This is a genomic window from Lebetimonas sp. JS085 (assembly GCF_000523295.1).
GTDB lineage: Bacteria > Campylobacterota > Campylobacteria > Campylobacterales > Nautiliaceae > Lebetimonas.
The window spans coordinates 369,991-389,336 of record NZ_ATHR01000001.1 but is presented as its reverse complement, the minus strand read 5'-3'; the positions used below and the strand labels follow the sequence as shown (position 1 = coordinate 389,336).

Below are 19,346 nucleotides of genomic sequence, written 5' to 3'. Positions count from 1 at the left end.
GGAACTATTTTTGATAAAATCTTTAAAAAAAGGAATAAAATGTTAAAGATTTTAGAAGAAGTTTCAAACAGACACAAAAAAATTAATAAAATTGAAAAAATAAAAGAAACCTCAACTCCTTTTGAAGCTCTTGAAAGACTGAAAAATAACAAATTATTACCGGAAGACAGAAATTTTTTTCTAAAATGTTTTGGGGCTTTTTATAAAAAAAATACAGATGATTATATGCTAAGAGTAAGAATCCAAGACGGAGAATTAACTCCGATAAAAGCTCTTAAAATTGGAGAAATTGCTAAAAAATACGGAAATAATTATATAGACCTTACTACAAGAGCCCAGCTTGAGCTTAGATATATTAAAGAAGAAAATCTTTATAAAGTATTGAATGAACTTGAAAGTGTGGGAGTAATAACCTATCAGACAGGAGTTGATAATTTCAGGGGTATTTTAACCGACCCAATGGCAGGAATTTCTAAAAGCTCGGTAATAGATGATAGGATTTTAAGAGAAAAATTAGAAGAAGAGTTTTTAAAAAAAGAAGTATGCACGCTTCCTAGAAAATTCAATATTGGTATTTGTGGAAATTTTAAGAACACTTCAAACGTATTTACCCAGGATTTGGGATTTGCACTTGCTAAAAGCGGAGGAAAATACGGATTTAGGGTTTTTATGGGCGGTAGAGTCGGTATGATGGGAATTGATTCTAAAATTTTTGTAGATATTAACGAGGCTGTTTTGTTATTTAGGGGAATTAAAGAAATTTATAAAAAATATGGATTTAGAGACAACAGAAATAAAAACCGCTTTGCATTTTTAATTAGAGAAGTCGGAATTGAAAATTTCATAAAAGCATTAGAAGAATATTTAGATTATAAATTTGTTAAGACAAGTGAGCTTTTAACAGATATTAAAATAAATTATTTCCTAAAAGAAGAACTTGTTTCAGGAAAATATGCATATAAATTTATAGTTCCTTCTGGAATTTTTAGCGGAAGTGATATGATTGAAGCAGCAAGAATTGCAAAAGGTGTCAGAGGTGTGATTAAATTAACATTTGACCAAAACTTTTATATTACTGAAGTATCCGGTATTGTTGAAAAAAGTTCATTATATAAAAAATATGCTCCAAATCCATATTTTAACAATCTCGTAGCATGTGCAGGTATAAAAACATGCTCTTTTGGGGTAATTGAAAATAAACACGATGCTATAAATTTGGCAAACAGGCTTAATGATTTAGTGCCGATTGATGGAATTGTTAAATTTCACTGGTCTGCATGTGTTAAAGGTTGCGGGATTCACGGGGTTGGAGATTTTGGATTTGTAGGCGCAAAAGTTAAAAAAGATTCCGGTATAGTCCCGGGTGTAGAAATTTATGTGGGAGGAAATTCTAAAAAAGAAGGCAAAAAAGTTTTAAAAGTTGCATTGGATGAACTTGAAAAATATATTATTCCTATGATGAAACTTTATAAAGGTAGTGAACTGCCTTATGAAGAGTGGTATAAAGAAACTAATATGAGCGAGTGGGCAGTAGGATTTATTATGAAATTCAATGCTAAACATTTTGAGTTTTTACCAACCCTGCCTCTCAAATCAAATAAAATTGAATATTTTGAAATAAAAGAAATTGGAGATAAGCTATTTTATCAAATAACAAAAACACACGCATTTGACAATCTATTCAATCCGCTACAAGTTAAAAGCTTAAAAGAATTTGGATATAAAGGCGGAATTTATGAAATTATTGATAATATGGTAAGCGGGAAATATCAGGTATGGAGTGAGGTGATAGATGAAATTTAAAAGTGTTTGCAGTTATTGTGGCGTTGGATGCGGATTTGAGATTAAAAACAGAATAAAACCTCTAAAAGATTATCCTGCAAATAGAGGGCTTATATGCAAAAAAGGAAGTCTTGAAGATAAAGTTGTAAATAATAGAATCTTAAAACCACTATTTCGTAAAAATAAAAATGAAGAGTTTAAAGAAATAAGCTATGAAGAAGCAATAAAAATCATTACAGATAAAATAAAAGCTTCAACTCCTGAGAAAATCGGATTTTATCTCTCAGGCCAGCTTTTAAATGAAGATTATTATATAGCAAACAAACTTGGTAAAGGATTTATAAATACAGCAAATGTTGATACTAATTCAAGAACATGTATGGCAAGCGCTGTTGTAGGATATAAAAAAACAATAGGAAGCGATTATGTGCCTTTAACTATGGAAGATGCTATTAATTCAGATTTATATATTGTAGCCGGAGGCAATATTGCAGAAGCGCATGTTGTATTTTTCAATAGAATTAAAAGAGCTAAAAAAAATGGATTAAAAGTAGTAGTAATTGATCCAAGATTTACAAAAACGGCAAAAATAGCTGATTTGTATATTGATATAAATGTGGGTGGGGATATTTATCTATTTTTAGCTCTTGCTAAAAAGTTTTTAGATGAAGGAATGGTTGATTTTGAGTTTTTAAAAGAAAAAGTTAATTTTAATGATGAATATTTTGAAGAACTAAAAAAAGTAGATATTGATAAATATTTAAAACTTGCCGGGGTTAGCAAAGATAAGTTTGAAAAATTAGCTGAGATGTGGAGAGAAAATGAAAATATTGTCGGAAGCTGGACAATGGGGCTTAATCAAAGCAGCGAGGGGGTTGAAAAAAATATTGCTTTTATAAATCTTTTTATATTAACAGGTAAAATGTTTAAAGATTTAAACGGTCCTTTATCTCTAACCGGTCAGCCTAATGCTATGGGAGGAAGAGAAGTCGGGGGACTTGCTACAACCTTAGCTGTTCATTTAGATTATACTCCTGAGAATGTAAAAAAAGTAGAAGAATTTTGGAAAACTGAAAATATTCCAAATAAACCTGGTCTAACTGCTGATGAAATGGTAAAAAAAGGCAAATTAAAAGTCTTAATTGTAGCTCATACAGACCCTGTGTATCACTTGCCAAATAGAAGCGAAACTGAGAAAGCTTTTAGTGAAATTGATTTAGTAGTTGAACTAAATGCATATAAAGGAAGTGAAACGAGCAAATTTGCTAATTTGATAATTCCGGTTGCTCCTTGGGGAGAAAAGGAAGGTACTCAGACTAATTTGGATAGATTAATTACTTTGCAAATGCCTTTTAGAAAAAAACAGACAAAACAGGACTGGGAAGTTTTTGCTAATATAGCAAAAGCTCTTGGATTTAGCGGATTTGATTTTAATTCAGGTAAAGAAGTGTTTAACGAGTATAAAGAGATGACAAGACTAAGCCCTGATATGAACGTTTATGAGTGTGATTATGAAAAATTAAAAGAAAAGCCTTTTAGATGGGGAGAAAATTTAAAAGAAGCTTTAACACCTAATAAAAAAGCAAATCTTTTATGGGTTGAAAAACAAAACAGAAGCTTAAAACCTGATAGTAAATATCCGTTTTTACTAATTACTACACGCCATGAAAACCACTGGCATAGTATGACAAAAACAGGACAGGTTATAAAAGATGAAGTTGAATTTGTAGAAATTAATGAAGAGGATATGAAAGATTTAGGAATTGCAGAAGGTGATTTAGTTAATATTGAATCTAAATTTGGAAAAGTTACATTGAAAGTCAAAAAAAGTAAAATAAAAAAAGGAGTTGTGGCAATTCTAATGCATTATAGAAAAGTTAATTTCCTAACTAACCCTATTTTAGATCCGGTCAGTAAAGAGCCGGACTACAACCATACTCCTGTAAATATAAGAAAAATTTAAATTTTTTAAGGAGGGCAAAAAGGAGGAATAGAATGGATATTATTCGTCTTCTTTTGCAAATTTTTGATATAAGAATTCGAGTATGGCTTCTCTGCATCTGATATATTCAGGGTCTTCCTGAAGAGCAACCCTGTCTCTTGGGCGAGGGAGATTTACTTCAAGGATTTCACCAATAGTGGCAGCAGGTCCGTTTGTCATCATAACAACCCTGTCACTTAAAAGTACAGCTTCATCAACATCGTGTGTAATGATAATAACTGTATTTTTAACGTTTTGCTGAATTCTCATTAAATGATCTTGTAAATTTGCTCTTGTTAATGAATCAAGTGCACCAAAAGGCTCATCCATAAGCAATACTTTCGGTCTTACTGCAATTGCTCTTGCAATACCGACCCTTTGTTTCATACCGCCTGAAATTTCATCGGGATATTTGTCTTTTGCCTGAGTTAAATGTACCATGTCAATAAATTTTTCCACTCTTTCTTTTAATTCATTTTTTGATAAATCAGGCATTACTTTTTTTACCGCCATTTCAATATTTTTATAAACACTAAGCCAAGGAAGAAGAGAATGGTTTTGAAAAACCACCGCCCTGTCAGGTCCCGGGCCTTTTATTTCTTTGTTTTCTAAAATTACATTACCTTTTGTCTGAGGCTCAAGCTGTGAAATTACATTAAGCAATGTTGATTTACCACAGCCGCTGTGCCCAATGATTGAGACTATTTCATTTTTTTTGATAGTTAAGTTTATATCAGTTATGGCCACATAATCTTCTTTTCCCGGAATAGGAAATCTTTTTTCAATATTTTCTAAAATTAAATAATTTTCAATACTCATTACGCTCTCCCTCTTTTTCTGTAATCAAAAAAGTCTGCTATTTTACCCATGATGGTATCTAATATCCATCCAACAATCCCAACTATGATAATTCCAATAATAATATGCGGATAATTTAGATTATTGTATTCATCCCAAATCCAAAAACCGATACCAGTTCCACCTGTTAGCATTTCGGCAGCGACAATTACAATCCATGCTATACCAAGGGATAGTCTCATTCCCGTAAAAATATAAGGTACCGATACAGGAAGCATAATTTTATACACCATTTCTATCGGTGAAAATTTAAGTACTCTTGCAACATTGATATAATCTTTATTTACACTCTGAACCCCCAAAACCGTATTGGAAATAATCGGCCATATTGATGTAATAAAAATTGTTGCAATTGCCGTTGGGTTAATTGCCTGAAAAATTAATAAAAACAGTGGAAGCCAGGCAAGCGGAGACACCGGCTTTAATATTTGAATATAAGGATTTAGGGCATAATAAAATTTTTTACTCATTCCAATCATAAAACCGATTGGAACACCTATTATTATCGCCAGGATAAATCCTCCAAACACTCTTTCCAAAGAGGCTAACACCTGCCAAAAAATACCCTTATCCTCATCAGAATTTATATAAAAAGGATCAGTTAAAACCCCTTTTACAACTTCTCCGTCAACATTTCCCCCAAATGCTGCAATCCAGACATCTTTTGGGCCCGGTAAATTCTCAATATTGGCTGAAAGGGCATCCCAAACCCCTATTATTGCAATAAATGTAAGTATTGGCAAAATTATTTTTACAACCCAATTCACTTTTTTCATCTAAAACCTTTATTTTTTTGTTACATATTTAGGGTCTGCACATCCGGCTACACCATATGGGCATTCATATTTTGGCTGAACTGTTTTAAGGCTTCCTTCCCAAGTATTTACTTTTTTAAGCTCATTTTCACTAACTGCCGGATGTTTTACTTTGAAGCTGTAAATATATTCAACAGCTTTGTTCGGGTCAAATACTTTTCCATCCATACCATAAATTTATTATATTTATCAATTCCGTCTACTTTCCATGGACTTGGTGGCAGTTTATAACCAACTTCTTTTGCAACTTCTGAGAACAGTTTCGGTTTATAAACTGATTCAATTACTTTTTTCATATCAACAGGTCTTTTTAACTGTCCCCATCTATACATTTGAGTTATAAACCACATTCCGTGTGAATAAAACGGATATGCGGCATAATAATTTGCAAATACGTTAAACATTGGATTTGGCTCTGACTTATGCCCGGCTACATATTGGAATGTTCCTGTCATTGATTTTTCAAGAACTTTTACAGGTGCATAAACATATTGTTTTTTACTTAAAATTTTTGCAGCTTCTTTTCTGTGTTTCCAACTTTCATCAAGCCACATTTGGGCTTCAATAATAGCTTTCATTACAGCTTTTGTAGTTTTTGGATATTTTTTTACAAAATCTGCTCTAGCTTGCAAAACTTTTTCAGGATTGTTATTCCAGATATCATAGTTTGTAACTAAGGCACTGCCTTTTCTTGCCATAACTATTCTTTCATTCCAAGGTTCACCAACACAATAACCTTGAATATTTCCTGCAATTAAGTTTTGAGGCATTGTTGGAGGCGGGAATGGTTTTAATTTTGTATCGCTGTCTGGGTCTATTCCGCTTGTTCCCATCCAGTATCTAATTTCATAATTATGAGTTGAGTATGGTCCTACCATACCAAATACAAGTGGTTTATAATTTTTCCCTTCTTTTTGTTTTAAGTAATCAATATATTTTTTAAGTGGTTCGCTTCCTACCGGTCTTTTATATTTATCAAGACCAAATTTAACCATTTCTTTTACCAGTTTATTACCAAAAGTAATAGCATTTCCATTATAATCTAAGCTTAAAAGTGCAACTAAATGGGCATGTCCCATAAGTCCAAGAGTTGCAGCAATTGGCATACCAGCAAGAGCATGTGAAAAATCATATTGTCCATTAATTACTTTTTGCTGAATTCCAGGCCATCCTGCGCCCTCTTTTACTAATTTAACTTTTAGTCCTTCTTTTTTAAAGAAACCTTTCTCTTTTGCAATTACAATTGGTGCACAGTCAGTTAGTGCAATAAATCCAATTGTTACTTTTTTCTTTTCCACATCTGCAAGCAGTGTTGAAGCGAATACCGACACCCCAAGTCCGATTGTTAATAATTTTTTAAGTTTCATAAAATCTCCTTTTAAATTTATACAGACGAATTTTAACAATAAAAAGATAAAAATAGTATTAATATATTGTATAAAAATTAATCAGTAAAATTAAAAAATTTATACATTTTATAAATAAACTTAAAAAAACATTCCGATATAATCCATTAAAATTAAAGGAAGAAAATGCTTATCAATTTAAAAATTAAAAAAGCTTTAATTATAGGTGCAGGAAAAGTTGCTAAACAAAAGGCTGATGTTTTAAATAAGTGTTACGTAGAGTTTGATGTAATAGCAAAAGAAAAAATAGATGAATTTAATTATCCTGTAAAAATAAAAGAATTTGAAATAAGCGATTTAAATAATTATGATATAGTTATTGATGCAACGGGTAATGAAGAAATAACTAAAAAATTAGTTAAAAATAAAAAATTTTTATTAAATGTGGTTGATAAGCCGAAATTTTGTGATTTTTATTTCGGAAGTATCGCTAAAAAGGATGATTTAGAAGTCTGTGTAAGTTCAAATGGCAAAAGTCCGAGACTGACTCAGGTAATAAGAGACAGGGTTGAGAGGATTTTACCCGATAGTTTTGAAATAGACAGAAGTAAAGATTATGAAACAATAAAAAACGAAACTTCAAAAGTATTTTTAATAGGATGCGGAAGCGGCGATACAGATTTACTGACCATCAGAGCCTATAACACTTTAAAAACACTTGATGTGGCTTTGTATGACCATTTAATAAATCCTGAAATTTTGGACTTACTGCCTAAAGCTTGCGAAAAAATCTATGTAGGAAAAATTAAAGGAAAACACTCAAGAAAACAAGAAGAAATAAACGAATTTATTTTAAAGTACGCTAAAAATGGAAAAATAGTAGGAAGATTAAAATCGGGTCATCCTTTTATTTACGGTAGAGGTGCTGAAGAATTAGAAGCAATTACTAAAGAAGGTATAAATGTTGAAGTGGTAGAGGGTCTGAGCAGTGCAATATCAGCTCCCACTTTTGCAGGAATTCCGCTAACAATCAGAGGAAAAAAAGATACTGTTTTAATAGTGTCAGCTCATTTAAGAGGAAAAAGAATAAATCTTGAGTGGATTGAGGAACTTAGAAAAGATAATTTAAGAATAGTGGTTTTAATGGGTCTAAGCCGTTCGAGACACATTCAAAAAAAAGCTCTTGAGATTGGAATAGACCCGTTAAAAAAAGTTGCAATAATAAATTCGCTTAAAAAACAGGTTGTAAAAACAACCCTTGAAAATCTTGTTAAAAAAGCAAAAGAAATAGAAAAACCGGCCGTTATTGTATTCTAAGGGTTTAAACTTACATCTTTTTTGCCGATATGGAATAAAGATTGCTTGATAATATAAAAAAAATGAGACCTTGGAAGGTTAAAAATGAGAGTTACCCAGTTTACAATGTATAATAATTTTTTAATTAATCAGCAAAGAACATTAAGTGAGCTTAATAAAACCACTACGGAATTATCAACCGGTAAAAAAATTCAAAATATGGATGACAATCCAACTGTTTTTGTAAATGATTTAAAATTTCAGGAGAGACTTAACACATTTACCCAGATTAAAAATTCCGCCAATTTTGCCAAGACATTTGCAAATGAAACAGACACTACAATGAACGATATTGTAACAACACTCGATTCGTTTAAAACAAAACTGTTAAATGCGGCAAACGATACAAATGACAAAACAAGCCGTGAAGCAATAGCAGATGAACTTGAAGGAGAGCTTAATCATTTAAAGGATTTGGCAAACACCTCAATTGACGGAAAATATATCTTCAGCGGCAGTATGTTTAATACAAAGCCTGTTAATGACGAATTAAAATATCAGGGAAACGGCGAAAGTGTGAAGGCATTTTTGGGTGCGGGCGTCGAGAGGGAGTATAATATTGACGGAAAGAGCCTGTTTTTAGGAAGGGATAATGATTATAATAAACATTTAAGCTTAAATATTCCCCAGTTTGACAAAATGAAAGCCAATCCCCAGTTTGTAGTAAGAGGAAGTGACGGAAAACTTTATATTGACAAACATATAAAAGAGCATAATCAAATACCCGATTCTGACAGTGTTGCCCAAAATATCCCCGTTAGTGCAGATAGCGAAATTAGAATGCTAAGCGGTGTAGAGGATAATTATGATTCGGCTACAAAAACATATTCTGACGGAACAAGTTATTTTTATATAAAAGGGAAAAATCCGCAGGGTGAAACGATAAATTCAAAAATTGCATTAAAAAACAGCGAAAAGGTTTCTACACTTTTGGAAAAAATAGGGGAACTTTACGGAAATACCCAAACTACTAAAAAAGTTGATGTAAGCATCAATAAAATGGGTGAAATTCAGATAAAAGACGTAAATAGCGGAAAATTAATTACGGATTTTTATATGGTTGCAAGCGACAGGGATGAAAATTCACTTGAAGATGTGGTTAAAAATGGGGATTATATTGTCGAATTTCAAAAAAGTAATTTTAATTCAATCAGAAATCTTGATACAATAAAAGCAAACAACGGTTATTTTGATAACAGAATTTTTAAATTTGGAAGTATTTTTAGATTGATTGATAATTCTAGAGACGCTTTACCTTCTGATTTAATTCAAAATATAATAGGCTCAAAAGCAATTAGAAGCGGTGATGGGTCTATTCAGACAATAGACCATTTGACATTAAGAGGGACAGATACAAACGGAAACAGTGTAAATGCTACTTTAAATATTACATCAACTACCACTATGCACGATTTAATAGACAAAATAAAAAGTAATTTTGGAGATGTTGACGTAAAAATAGAAAAAGGGGAATTGATAATAACAGATAATTCTTTAACAAATAAAAATGACACCTCCAAATTTTCTGTTTCAATAGAGGCAGATGACAGCAGCGGAAACAAACTTCAGGCATTCAGAAGTAAAGACGCAGTTAATTTTGATAAGTTATTTATGGGGAAAAACGGTAATTTAATAGAAGGTAATAAAACTCAAATTATAAAAGATTATAAAACATATATAAAAGACGGGGTTATTTATAAAATTGAAAATCCTGATGCCCAAGGAATTGCTACTGATGATACAAGTTTAACGGATGTTATGGGAACTGATGAAATGCCACAAACGCTTGAAATTAGGTTTAGAGATAAAAACGGAGATTTTAATACAGCAAAAATAGTTCTTCAAGACAGTGAAGACAGCGACGGGCATTTGAGTTATTTTGAAATAAACGGCAGTAAATACGATATTTTCGATTCCCAGGGCAATAAAACACCGGCACACGATATTATAACCACCTATTCACAAACCGACCCTAATAACTGTAAAATATGTCAAAAAGAAAAAAGAGTAAAAGGATTTACATTCAGACAGCTCGGTGATGTTATTTCAATGATTACAAGCGGAAATGTTCCGGCTAATAATGATGAAAGTGATTATTTCACTGCACTTGACAATGCAAAAAAAGAAGTCAAAAGCGGTATGGAAAACGGCCATTTTTATGTAAAGGATTTAAATAACAATCCTTCAAAAATTGATATTTCTATTTTTGATGAAAATAACAATGTTTCTTTTCAGGCCAATGACGCAATTACAATAGATAGCGCAAAAGTTGATTTTTTCTCTATGTTGCAAAATGCAATTAATGCCGTAAAAAACGGAACTAATTATCCGGACGGAAATTCAGATAATCCCAGAAATTTTGGAATTCAGGGTGCAATTGAAGAGATTGATCATTTGAGTGATCATGTAAGAAAGCTTCATGCAAAAATAGGTGCTGTAAGCAATGAATTTGAAATGAGTATTGAAAGGGTTGACACTCTTATGATTCATACAAAGACACTTCAATCTGAAAATATTGATACAGATATAGGCGAAGCTACAATGAGGCTAAATTCACTTAAAACTTCATATCAGGCACTGCTTGCCTCTATTGCAAAGGTTAATGATTTGACGCTACTTAATTATTTAAGGTAAAATTGCGTTTAAAAAGGCTGGTTTTGCGAAAAAGTTTATATTTATTGTTATTTGCGTTTTTTGTTTATTTTTTTCTTTCTACAATTTTTCCTTCTTTTTCATATGTAGGTAAATTCGGTTCGTTTCTTGGAAAAACCAATTTAGTGCTTTTTGGATATATAGCCTATATTTTTCCTCTTTTGTTAATTTATGTTTTATATGCTTTTTATAAAGAAAAGTTTGATTTTGATTTTTCTCTAAAAATTTTAGGAGGAATTTTTATTTTTTTTGCTTTACTTTTAATACAATATGAAATTTTTGATAAAGGGATAATTGCAAAACTGTTTATTTTTTCTTTGCAAAAATACATAGGGATATTTGGCATTTGGATTTTAATATTGGTAATGTTTGCCTGGGGAGTGTTTTTGATTTTTGAAGATAAAATATTAAACTTAATGGAAAATGATAAAAATAGTGAAAATGTGAAAATGAGTGCAAATGAGCAAAGCGAATCAAGCTCACCTGGCCGTTTGAAAAACGGCTATGGTGGAAAATGTATAATGGACAATGAAGAAGAAAATAGTAGCCAAGTTGCCAAGAAGCAAGAACCAAGTACCAAGGACCAAGTTTCAAGTGAAGAAATTGAAAATGAGATAAAAATTGAGAATGGGCTTTTGGATGAAGAAAATGATTTTGAAGAGGAAAAAGAGATAATTGAAAATGAAGCAAGTAGTAGCCAAGAAGCCAAGAAGCCAAGTGAAGAGATTGAAAGTAAAAAAGAAAATGAAAAAGAGAAAAATGTAACTAAAGTTGAAGTTTTAGAAGATACCAAAAAATTGCTCTCCCAGATTGAAACGGGTAAAAGGGATTTGCCTAAAAACTGGAAATTTCCTCCAATGGATTTTTTGGCAAAACCTAAAAATGAGAAAAAAGTAATAAACGAAGCAGAAATTGATAAAAAAATTAAAATATTGATTGAAAAGCTTAAACAGTTTAAAATAGAAGGCGATGTTGTAAGATATTATGTCGGACCTGTGGTTACCACATTTGAATTTAAGCCTCTTCCGCATATAAAAGTAAGTAAAATTTTGGCTTTGCAGGATGATTTGGCTATGGCGCTTAAAGCCCAGTCAATCAGGATTCAGGCTCCAATTCCCGGGAAAGATGTGGTGGGGATTGAAATACCAAATGATAAAATGCAGACAATTTATTTAAGGGAAATTCTTGAAAGTTCTATATTTAAAAGGGCAAAATCCCCTCTGACCATAGCTTTGGGCAAGGATATAGTAGGGGAACCTTTTGTAACCGATTTAAAAAGACTTCCGCATTTATTGATAGCAGGAACGACCGGCAGCGGTAAAAGTGTGGGAATTAACGCTATGATTTTATCCCTTTTATACAGAAACTCTCCCGATGAGCTTAAATTTGTAATGATTGACCCGAAAATGCTTGAATTTTCCATTTATAACGATATTCCGCATTTACTGACGCCTGTAATTACGGAATCTAAAAAAGCTATAGTGGCTCTTAACGCTATGGTGAAGGAAATGGAAAGACGCTATAAGCTGATGGCTAAAATGAGGGTTAAAAATATTGAGGGGTTTAATCAAAAAGTAAAAGAAAAACTGCCGTATATTGTTATAATTATAGATGAATTAGCCGATTTAATGATGACAAGCGGAAAAGATGTGGAATATTCCATTGCCAGACTCGCACAAATGGCAAGGGCGAGCGGAATACATTTGATAGTTGCTACCCAGCGCCCGAGTGTAGATGTTGTAACAGGGCTTATTAAAGCAAATTTGCCAAGCAGAATCAGCTTTAAAGTAGGGCAGAAAATTGACAGCAAGGTTATTCTTGACCAATTTGGCGCTGAAAGTTTATTAGGGCGTGGGGATATGCTTTTTACGCCTCCGGGAATTACAGGCTTAATAAGACTTCATGCCCCTTTTGCCAGTGAAGAGGAAATTGAAAAAGTTGTGGAATTCTTAAAAAAACAAAGAGAGCCTGAATATGACGTAAGCTTTTTGAATACCCTTGACGAAGAGAGTGAAATGCTTGAAAATATCGATGATCTGGATGAATTATTTGATGAAGCGAAAGAAATAGTATTAAAAGAAAAAAGAACAAGCATAAGTTATCTTCAAAGAAGACTAAATATTGGGTATAATAGAGCAGCTAATTTAATTGAACAGATGGAAAAAATGGGGATACTCTCCAAACCTAACAGTAAAGGACAAAGAGAAATTTTAAAAGGGAGATAATATGAAAAGATTAATTATTTTGGGAAGCTTGGTGTTTTTATTCGCAGGATGTGCAGATAAACCGTTGGCAACAAATGTTGTTGATTTGGCCGGTAATCAAAAAGTGGCGGGATGGAAAGATAAAAATGAAACTGCTTTAAAAAAAGTAAAAACTGTATGTAAAGAAAAAGTTGTGTATAAAAGTGAAAATGTAAAAGATTCCGACGGAGACGGTGTTATAGATAAATTTGACAAATGCCCCAACACACCGAAAGGACTGGCAGTTGACCATAATGGATGTCCTATAATTGCAACATTAAGAATTAATTTTGATTTTGACAAGGCAGATGTAAAAAAAATATATTATAAAGATATTCAAAAAATCGCCCTTGCTATAAAATCCAATTCTAAGATTAAAAAAATTGAAGTTGCCGGACATACTGATAATATTGGTTCAAAAGAGTATAATAAAAAATTGTCTTTGAGAAGAGCAAAGGCTGTGGCTGAATTATTGATAAAATTCGGTGTAAACCCTAAAATGATTGTTGTAAAAGGATGTGGAGAAGATTATCCTTTAGTTCCAAATACAACTTCAACAAACAGGGCATTAAACAGAAGAGTGGAAATTATAAATATTACAAATTAATTTCCTCTCCGTTTATGTATAAATAATCCACTTCATTTGTATGTAAAATAATTTGAAGAAACAAATTATCAATATCATTAACCCTCTCAGGTAATTTGAAACTTATTAAATCCGCATCTTTTGTTGGTTCAATACTGCCGTTATTAAGTCCCAAAGATTTCGCCGCATTAATTGTTACCGCTTTTAATAAATCTTTTGCAAGATATTTTGGATGAAGTTCAACTTGCATAAGCAGGGCGGCTCTAATTTCTTTAAAAAGGTTAAGTGAATAATTTGAGCTTTTTCCGTCTGTTGCAACCGAATAATCTATTAATTTGTTTTTAACATTTTCCAAATTAAGTAATCCGGTATTTAAAAGTCTGTTTGATATGGGGCAATGTGATATAAATCCTTTTATATTGCTTATTTCTTCTAATTCTTTTTCATTGGCATGAACACAGTGTATAAAAGTTGTTTTGGTATCTTTAAATTTTTGTATAAATTCAATCGGTTTTATCAGCGGATGTGAGAGTTTAAAATTCTGCTCGAAAAAAAGTTTGAATTCCCCTTTGGCCTGATCAAGCCAAAGTCTTTCTGCCTTGCTTTCCATAAAATGGGTTTGCATGACCATTTCTTCTTTTTTAGCAATATCTATAACTTTATCCATTAAAACAGGATGGACTGAATAGGGGGAGTGAACAGAAATGCCTGTTTTAAATTTCTCGTTTTCATATTCTCTGCTGTTTTCAAGGCGTGCTAAAAAATCTTGATACAGTATATCCGCAACAGCAGGGTTTGAACCTATAATTTCATTGAAATAAACAACTTTTAATGGTTGTTTGGTTAAATATTTTAAATCGTTTCCACTTGAACTTATTTCCCCGAAAGCACATATTCCGCTTTTTTTCATTTCATTTATTGAATCTTTATAACATTTGGAATTGCATCCTGTAAAAAGATTTTCTCTGTTTTGAATGACAGAATTTAGCCAGGTAATAAAATCTCCATATTTTAGTGTGGTTTTGTTTGAAGAAAATTCTAAATGGGTATGATTGTTGATAAGTGCAGGCATTAAAACCGAATTTTTACCTAAATAAACAGCGGGAGTTTCATCTAAATTATATCCGACTTTTATTATTTTTTTCTCAAACAATACTTCGGCATTTAAAAGAATTTCATTTTTTTCATTAAAAGTTAATACATAATCAGCTTTAAGTTTAAGCAAAATTGTTCCTTTTTATTAAGTTAAAGCAAATTATATGCCAAATTTTAATATAATTACAATAAAAAAGGAGATTTTATGAAAATTAAAGTAATACACGGACCAAATATGAATATGTTGGGAATCAGGGAAGTAAATATTTACGGGCCTATGAAACTTGAAGACATCAATAAAAATATGGAGGTTGTAGCCAAACAAAACGGATTTGAAATTGAATTTTATCAATCAAATCACGAAGGTGATATTGTGGATTCAATTCAGGAATCTGTTAGTGATAAAACAGACGGGATTATAATTAATCCCGCCGCTTTAACTCATTATTCTGTTGCAATAAGAGATGCTGTCAGTGCTCTTAGAAATATTCCTATACCTGTGATTGAGGTTCATATGAGCAACATTCAATCAAGAGAAGATTTTAGAAAAAAATCCCTTATTTCGGATGTTGCAGCCGGAACGGTAAGCGGGTTCGGACCTTTTAGTTATCATTTAGGCTTGCTTGCAATGATGCAGATTTTAAATGAAATTAAAATGGCAAAAGAAGCGCAAAAAAGAGTGAATGGTGAAAGTGGTGAGTAGTGAGTGGTAAAAATGGAAAATTTTATATTAAATAAAGAAAATGAAATTTATTATGAATGCGGTTATTCAAACGATAACTGCATTTTACTTTCAGTTGACGGAGAAAAATATTTAATAACAGACGGGAGATATACCCTTGAGGCCAAAAAAGCAAAAGCCGAAGTTATTGAAGAGAGAAATTTAATAAAAAAAGCAAGAGAAATTATTCTTAAAAAAAGGGTTAAAAAACTAATTATAGACCCGCTTAACTGGTCAAAAGAGGAATATGATTATTTATCAGCGGCTGTGAAACTTAAAAATGATAAAAATTATTCACATAAAAAGAGAATGATAAAAAAACAAAATGAACTTGAAATAATTAAAAAAGCGGTGAAACTTGGTGCAAAAGCTTTTGATGAATTTTCTAAAGCAATTGAAAGCGGTATTGATGAATATGAACTTTCATACAGATTTAAAGAAAAACTAACCTGTAGGGGGAAAAGAGAACTCAGTTTTGCTCCGATAGTGGCAATTAATGAAAATGCCGCAAAACCCCATGCAAAACTTACAAATAAAAAACTTAAAAAAAATGATTTGCTTTTACTTGATGCGGGAATCAAATATAAAAGATATTGTTCTGACAGAACAAGAACCGTTTCAATAAATAAGAATATATCGATGGGTAAATTTCAAAAATTTAAAAACCAAAAAATGCAAAAAATATATGATATTGTTCTAAAAGCTCAGGAAAAAGCTATTAAAGCCGTAAAAATAGGCGAAAAAATTTCCGCTCTTGATAAAATAGCCAGAAAAGTTATAGAAAATTCCGGATACGGGAAATATTTTGTCCATTCCCTTGGGCATGGGGTAGGGCTTGATATTCACGAATGGCCTTTTGTTAATTCAAGAAATGATATAATTATTCAAGAAGGTATGGTTTTTACAATAGAGCCGGGCATATATCTGCCAAATGAATTTGGTGTAAGAATAGAGGACATGGTTATGATTGATTTTAACGGTAAAACCAAGGTGTTAAGCGAAAATGTGTAAATTATAAATAGTGGATTGTATTAAAAAAGGAGGGGGAAATGAGCATTGGTAAAATTAGAAGTATTCTTTATAAAACAGCTAAATATTTAGGCGATATTAACGCAATAAAAAGAGCTATAAAAAAAGGAGATTTTACTCCTGTCATCAAAAGAATAATAAGAAGAATATACGGATATATTGTAGGGAGGGGAATGCCAAGATAAGTTAAAAATGAAAAATGTAAAATGGAGAATGGAAAATGAGCGCAAATGAGCAAAGCGAATTAAATTCACCCGGCTATCAAAAGCGGCCACGGTGGATAATGAAAAATTAAAAATGGAAAATTAAGAATGAATGTAAGGTTTAAATTTAATGACAACAGAAAAATTATAAAAACTACATTTTATCCGGACAGTTATAAAAAAAGCAATAAAAAAAACATTGCTTTAATTGGAATTGGCTGTAATATCGGAAACTGCATAAGAAGATTCAAAAAACTTTATCTGTTTTTATCAAACCATCCCAAAATAGATATTATAAAAACTTCAATAATTTATAAAAACCCCCCTTTTGGATATTTGGCTCAAAATGATTTTTATAATACCATTATGATAATAAAAACAAATTTTTCTCCAATTGAGCTTTTAAATTTTTTGTTATATGTGGAAAAAAAATTCGGAAGAGTTAGAGCATTTAAAAATGCACCAAGAACGTTGGATTTGGATATAATTATATTTAATGAAATAAAAATTAATACAAAAAAATTAATTTTACCGCATCCTTTTTTCAAAAAAAGGGATTCGGTGTTAATTCCACTTATTTTAAAGGATTAAATTGAAGTTAAAAACATATACGGCTGAAAGTTATACCGAGGCTTTGAAAAAAGTAAAAGAAGAGGTGGGGGATGACGCTGTAATTGTTTCAAGCAAAGAAATTAAGAAAAAAACCCTTACAAGCCCGGGTCTGTATGAAATTGTTGTAGCTGTTGAAGAATCCAATATCAGGCCCAGAAAACCGATGAGTGATAAAGAACATGCACAAGAGGTTATGTTAAAACTTTCAAGTGCGGCAAAAGAAATATCTTCTATCTCAAAAAAAGAAAATAAAGAAATTATAAATCAGCCGAATTTAACGCCAAAAAAAAATGACGAAATAATTGAACTTAAAAAACAGGTTACAAAAATAAGTGACACATTAAAATTTTTACAGGCGAGTATGTGGAAAATTGCAAATAAAAGTGAATTACAGTTGCCTCCCGAATTCAGTGAAATATACGCACTTTCACGTGCAAGTGGAATTAATGAAAAACATTTGGACGAAATAATGAAACTTACAATAAAATATATGCCTTTAAAAATGAGAAAAAATTCCCAAACGATAAAAAGATATTTTTATACACTTCTTAAAAAAATGATACCTGTAAGAATGGAAAGGGAAATAACTCCTCCACATAAAAAAATTATGATGTTTGTGGGGCCTACCGGGGTTGGTAAAACCACAACCATTGCAAAACTGGCTGCCAGATTTGCTTACAAACTTTCCAAACGCCATAAAGTTGGGATAATAACATTAGATACATACAGAATAGGAGCGGTTGAGCAATTAATGACTTATGCAAAAATGATGAGACTTCCTATAGAAACAGTGGTGGACCCGAGCGATTTTTCACTGGCTCTTGAAAGTCTGCGGCATAATGAATATATATTAATTGACACGGTAGGAAGCAGCCAGCATGATAAAGAAAAAATTGAAAAATTATCAAATTTTTTAAAAGTGGATACGTTTGCCGAAATTAATATAAATTTGGTTCTTTCAGCTGTAACTAAATATGATGATTTACTGGATATTTATAAAAATTTTTCAATTTTGCCTATCGATACACTTGTTTTCACCAAACTTGATGAAACAAAAAATTATGGAAATATTTTTTCTCTTTTAATTGAAACAAAAAAACCTGTCAGTTATTTTTCGACAGGACAGGAAGTTCCGGACGATTTAACACAGGCCGGGGCCGATTATTTGCTTAAAGGTATTTTAAATAAGGAGTTTAATTGAAAACTCAAGCCGATAAACTCAAAGAACTGGTTCAAGAAAGAAATACCAAACCCTCAAATGTTCATTTTATAGCGATAACCAGTGGAAAAGGAGGTGTGGGGAAAAGTACAATTACAGCAAATTTGGGTTATGCCCTGCATAAATTGGGGTTTAAAGTTGCTCTTTTTGATGCTGATATAGGCTTAGCTAATCTGGATGTAATATTAAAAGTTAAAAGTGATAAAAACATATATAATGTACTTAAAAATGAATGCTCCTTAAAAGATATTATTGTTGAAATTGAAAAGGATTTTATTTTAATCCCGGGAAAAAGTGGTGAAGAAATAATGGATTTTGCAGATGAAGTTACCCTCAGTAAATTTTTCTCTGAATTTGAAATATTAAATGGTTACGATTTTTTTATTATTGATACGGGTGCGGGAATAGATAAAAAAGTTCAAATGTTCCTTGAGGCAAGCGATGATATTATTGTAGTTACGGTGCCTGAGCCTGCCGCCATTACCGATGCATATGCCATGATAAAACTGATAAGTGAAAAAAAAGATAAAATTTTTATGTTTTTAAATGAGGTTAACAGCGAAAAAGAAGCAATTAATATATTTTCAAAAATAAACAATGTGGCCAAACATAATTTAAAAAAAGATTTAAGACTTCAAATGATAGGATATTTAAAAAAAGATAAAATAATTACCAACTGTTCTATAAACAGGGCTCTTTTTACAAAGCAGGAGCCTTATTCGTTTTCCAGCGAACAGATATATAATATTGCAAAAAAACTGGCAAAAATTTCGGAACGAAAAGTGCTTAAAACTGAAAATAAAGGAATCGGAAGATTTTTTAAAAAGATATTTTCTCAGTTTTAAAGG

General features: G+C 31.6%; 17 protein-coding genes. 12 read left to right on the top strand and 5 right to left on the bottom strand.

Annotated elements, in window-relative coordinates:
* Positions 1-39: 39 nt before the first annotated feature.
* Together DZ68_RS0102100 and DZ68_RS0102095 are read left to right on the top strand one after the other, a co-directional pair.
* Complete coding sequence (locus DZ68_RS0102100) at positions 40-1,803, top strand: hypothetical protein (RefSeq protein ID WP_024789263.1); 1,764 nt, start codon at positions 40-42, stop codon at positions 1,801-1,803.
* On the top strand, positions 1,793-3,745 hold the full coding sequence (locus DZ68_RS0102095) for a molybdopterin oxidoreductase family protein (protein ID WP_024789262.1): 1,953 nt from the start codon (positions 1,793-1,795) through the stop codon (positions 3,743-3,745). Before DZ68_RS0102100 ends, DZ68_RS0102095 begins: the two co-directional genes overlap by 11 nt.
* A gap of 39 nt (positions 3,746-3,784) precedes the next feature.
* Here DZ68_RS0102095 and DZ68_RS0102090 read toward each other — a convergent pair whose 3' ends face one another.
* From DZ68_RS0102090 to DZ68_RS09870, 4 genes are read right to left on the bottom strand one after another with little or no spacing between them, the layout of a single operon-like run.
* A complete protein-coding gene (locus tag DZ68_RS0102090; RefSeq protein WP_035003050.1) occupies positions 3,785-4,582 on the bottom strand; it encodes an ABC transporter ATP-binding protein in 798 nt (265 codons plus the stop codon).
* Complete coding sequence (gene ntrB, locus DZ68_RS0102085; protein ID WP_024787031.1) at positions 4,582-5,397, bottom strand: nitrate ABC transporter permease; 816 nt, start codon at positions 5,395-5,397, stop codon at positions 4,582-4,584. Before ntrB ends, DZ68_RS0102090 begins: the two co-directional genes overlap by 1 nt.
* A 9-nt stretch (positions 5,398-5,406) precedes the next feature.
* A complete protein-coding gene (locus DZ68_RS10810) occupies positions 5,407-5,604 on the bottom strand; it encodes a hypothetical protein (protein ID WP_201767786.1) in 198 nt (65 codons plus the stop codon).
* Positions 5,544-6,803 carry a CmpA/NrtA family ABC transporter substrate-binding protein gene (locus tag DZ68_RS09870; RefSeq protein WP_201767785.1) on the bottom strand — a complete coding sequence of 420 codons (1,260 nt, stop codon included), beginning with the start codon at positions 6,801-6,803 and terminating at the stop codon, positions 5,544-5,546. The genes DZ68_RS10810 and DZ68_RS09870 overlap by 61 nt, the downstream gene beginning before the upstream one ends.
* Before the next feature lie 165 nt (positions 6,804-6,968).
* Between DZ68_RS09870 and cobA the strand changes: the two genes are divergently transcribed.
* From cobA to DZ68_RS0102060, 4 genes are all read left to right on the top strand, one after another.
* Positions 6,969-8,099 (top strand): uroporphyrinogen-III C-methyltransferase, encoded by a 1,131-nt coding sequence (gene cobA, locus DZ68_RS10595; RefSeq protein ID WP_024790636.1) that lies wholly within the window; start codon positions 6,969-6,971, stop codon positions 8,097-8,099.
* A gap of 84 nt (positions 8,100-8,183) precedes the next feature.
* Entirely contained in the window at positions 8,184-10,772 is a 2,589-nt protein-coding gene (gene flgL, locus DZ68_RS0102070) for a flagellar hook-associated protein FlgL (protein ID WP_024790635.1), read from the top strand.
* A gap of 23 nt (positions 10,773-10,795) precedes the next feature.
* The gene (locus DZ68_RS0102065; protein ID WP_024790634.1) at positions 10,796-13,015 is read left to right on the top strand and encodes a DNA translocase FtsK; all 2,220 of its coding nucleotides are present in this window, start codon (positions 10,796-10,798) and stop codon (positions 13,013-13,015) included.
* 1 nt (position 13,016) lies between these two features.
* Complete coding sequence (locus DZ68_RS0102060; protein WP_024790633.1) at positions 13,017-13,640, top strand: OmpA family protein; 624 nt, start codon at positions 13,017-13,019, stop codon at positions 13,638-13,640.
* On the opposite strand, the gene DZ68_RS0102055 is transcribed toward DZ68_RS0102060, so the two are convergent.
* Positions 13,630-14,844: a metal-dependent hydrolase gene (locus tag DZ68_RS0102055; RefSeq protein ID WP_024790632.1), complete on the bottom strand. Its 1,215-nt coding sequence runs from the start codon at positions 14,842-14,844 to the stop codon at positions 13,630-13,632. The genes DZ68_RS0102060 and DZ68_RS0102055 overlap by 11 nt on opposite strands.
* A 75-nt stretch (positions 14,845-14,919) precedes the next feature.
* On the opposite strand from DZ68_RS0102055, the gene aroQ reads away from it, so the two are divergent.
* From aroQ to DZ68_RS0102025, 6 genes are all read left to right on the top strand, one after another.
* Positions 14,920-15,417 (top strand): type II 3-dehydroquinate dehydratase, encoded by a 498-nt coding sequence (gene aroQ, locus DZ68_RS0102050; RefSeq protein WP_024790631.1) that lies wholly within the window; start codon positions 14,920-14,922, stop codon positions 15,415-15,417.
* Positions 15,418-15,429: 12 nt separating this feature from the next.
* A complete protein-coding gene (locus DZ68_RS0102045; protein WP_024790630.1) occupies positions 15,430-16,446 on the top strand; it encodes a M24 family metallopeptidase in 1,017 nt (338 codons plus the stop codon).
* Between the two features lie 38 nt (positions 16,447-16,484).
* Positions 16,485-16,649, top strand: coding sequence for a hypothetical protein (locus DZ68_RS10795; RefSeq protein WP_173391318.1), 165 nt, complete (start codon positions 16,485-16,487; stop codon positions 16,647-16,649).
* Positions 16,650-16,775: 126 nt separating this feature from the next.
* The gene (folK, locus tag DZ68_RS0102035) at positions 16,776-17,258 is read left to right on the top strand and encodes a 2-amino-4-hydroxy-6-hydroxymethyldihydropteridine diphosphokinase (protein WP_024790629.1); all 483 of its coding nucleotides are present in this window, start codon (positions 16,776-16,778) and stop codon (positions 17,256-17,258) included.
* A 1-nt stretch (position 17,259) separates the two neighbouring features.
* Positions 17,260-18,480 carry a flagellar biosynthesis protein FlhF gene (gene flhF, locus DZ68_RS0102030; protein ID WP_024790628.1) on the top strand — a complete coding sequence of 407 codons (1,221 nt, stop codon included), beginning with the start codon at positions 17,260-17,262 and terminating at the stop codon, positions 18,478-18,480.
* Entirely contained in the window at positions 18,477-19,343 is an 867-nt protein-coding gene (locus tag DZ68_RS0102025) for a MinD/ParA family protein (protein ID WP_024790627.1), read from the top strand. The genes flhF and DZ68_RS0102025 overlap by 4 nt, the downstream gene beginning before the upstream one ends.
* The last annotated feature ends 3 nt before the right edge of the window (positions 19,344-19,346 follow it).

Excerpts from the sequence above, each read along its gene's own strand:
- DZ68_RS0102100 (WP_024789263.1), top strand. The coding sequence starts at position 40 with ATGTTAAAGATTTTAGAAGAAGTTTCAAACAGACACAAAAAAATTAAT.
- DZ68_RS0102095 (WP_024789262.1), top strand. The coding sequence starts at position 1,793 with ATGAAATTTAAAAGTGTTTGCAGTTATTGTGGCGTTGGATGCGGATTT.
- DZ68_RS0102090 (WP_035003050.1), bottom strand. The coding sequence starts at position 4,582 with ATGAGTATTGAAAATTATTTAATTTTAGAAAATATTGAAAAAAGATTT.
- ntrB (WP_024787031.1), bottom strand. The coding sequence starts at position 5,397 with ATGAAAAAAGTGAATTGGGTTGTAAAAATAATTTTGCCAATACTTACA.
- DZ68_RS10810 (WP_201767786.1), bottom strand. The coding sequence starts at position 5,604 with ATGGATGGAAAAGTATTTGACCCGAACAAAGCTGTTGAATATATTTAC.
- DZ68_RS09870 (WP_201767785.1), bottom strand. The coding sequence starts at position 6,803 with ATGAAACTTAAAAAATTATTAACAATCGGACTTGGGGTGTCGGTATTC.
- cobA (WP_024790636.1), top strand. The coding sequence starts at position 6,969 with ATGCTTATCAATTTAAAAATTAAAAAAGCTTTAATTATAGGTGCAGGA.
- flgL (WP_024790635.1), top strand. The coding sequence starts at position 8,184 with ATGAGAGTTACCCAGTTTACAATGTATAATAATTTTTTAATTAATCAG.
- DZ68_RS0102060 (WP_024790633.1), top strand. The coding sequence starts at position 13,017 with ATGAAAAGATTAATTATTTTGGGAAGCTTGGTGTTTTTATTCGCAGGA.
- aroQ (WP_024790631.1), top strand. The coding sequence starts at position 14,920 with ATGAAAATTAAAGTAATACACGGACCAAATATGAATATGTTGGGAATC.
- DZ68_RS0102045 (WP_024790630.1), top strand. The coding sequence starts at position 15,430 with ATGGAAAATTTTATATTAAATAAAGAAAATGAAATTTATTATGAATGC.
- DZ68_RS10795 (WP_173391318.1), top strand. The coding sequence starts at position 16,485 with ATGAGCATTGGTAAAATTAGAAGTATTCTTTATAAAACAGCTAAATAT.
- folK (WP_024790629.1), top strand. The coding sequence starts at position 16,776 with ATGAATGTAAGGTTTAAATTTAATGACAACAGAAAAATTATAAAAACT.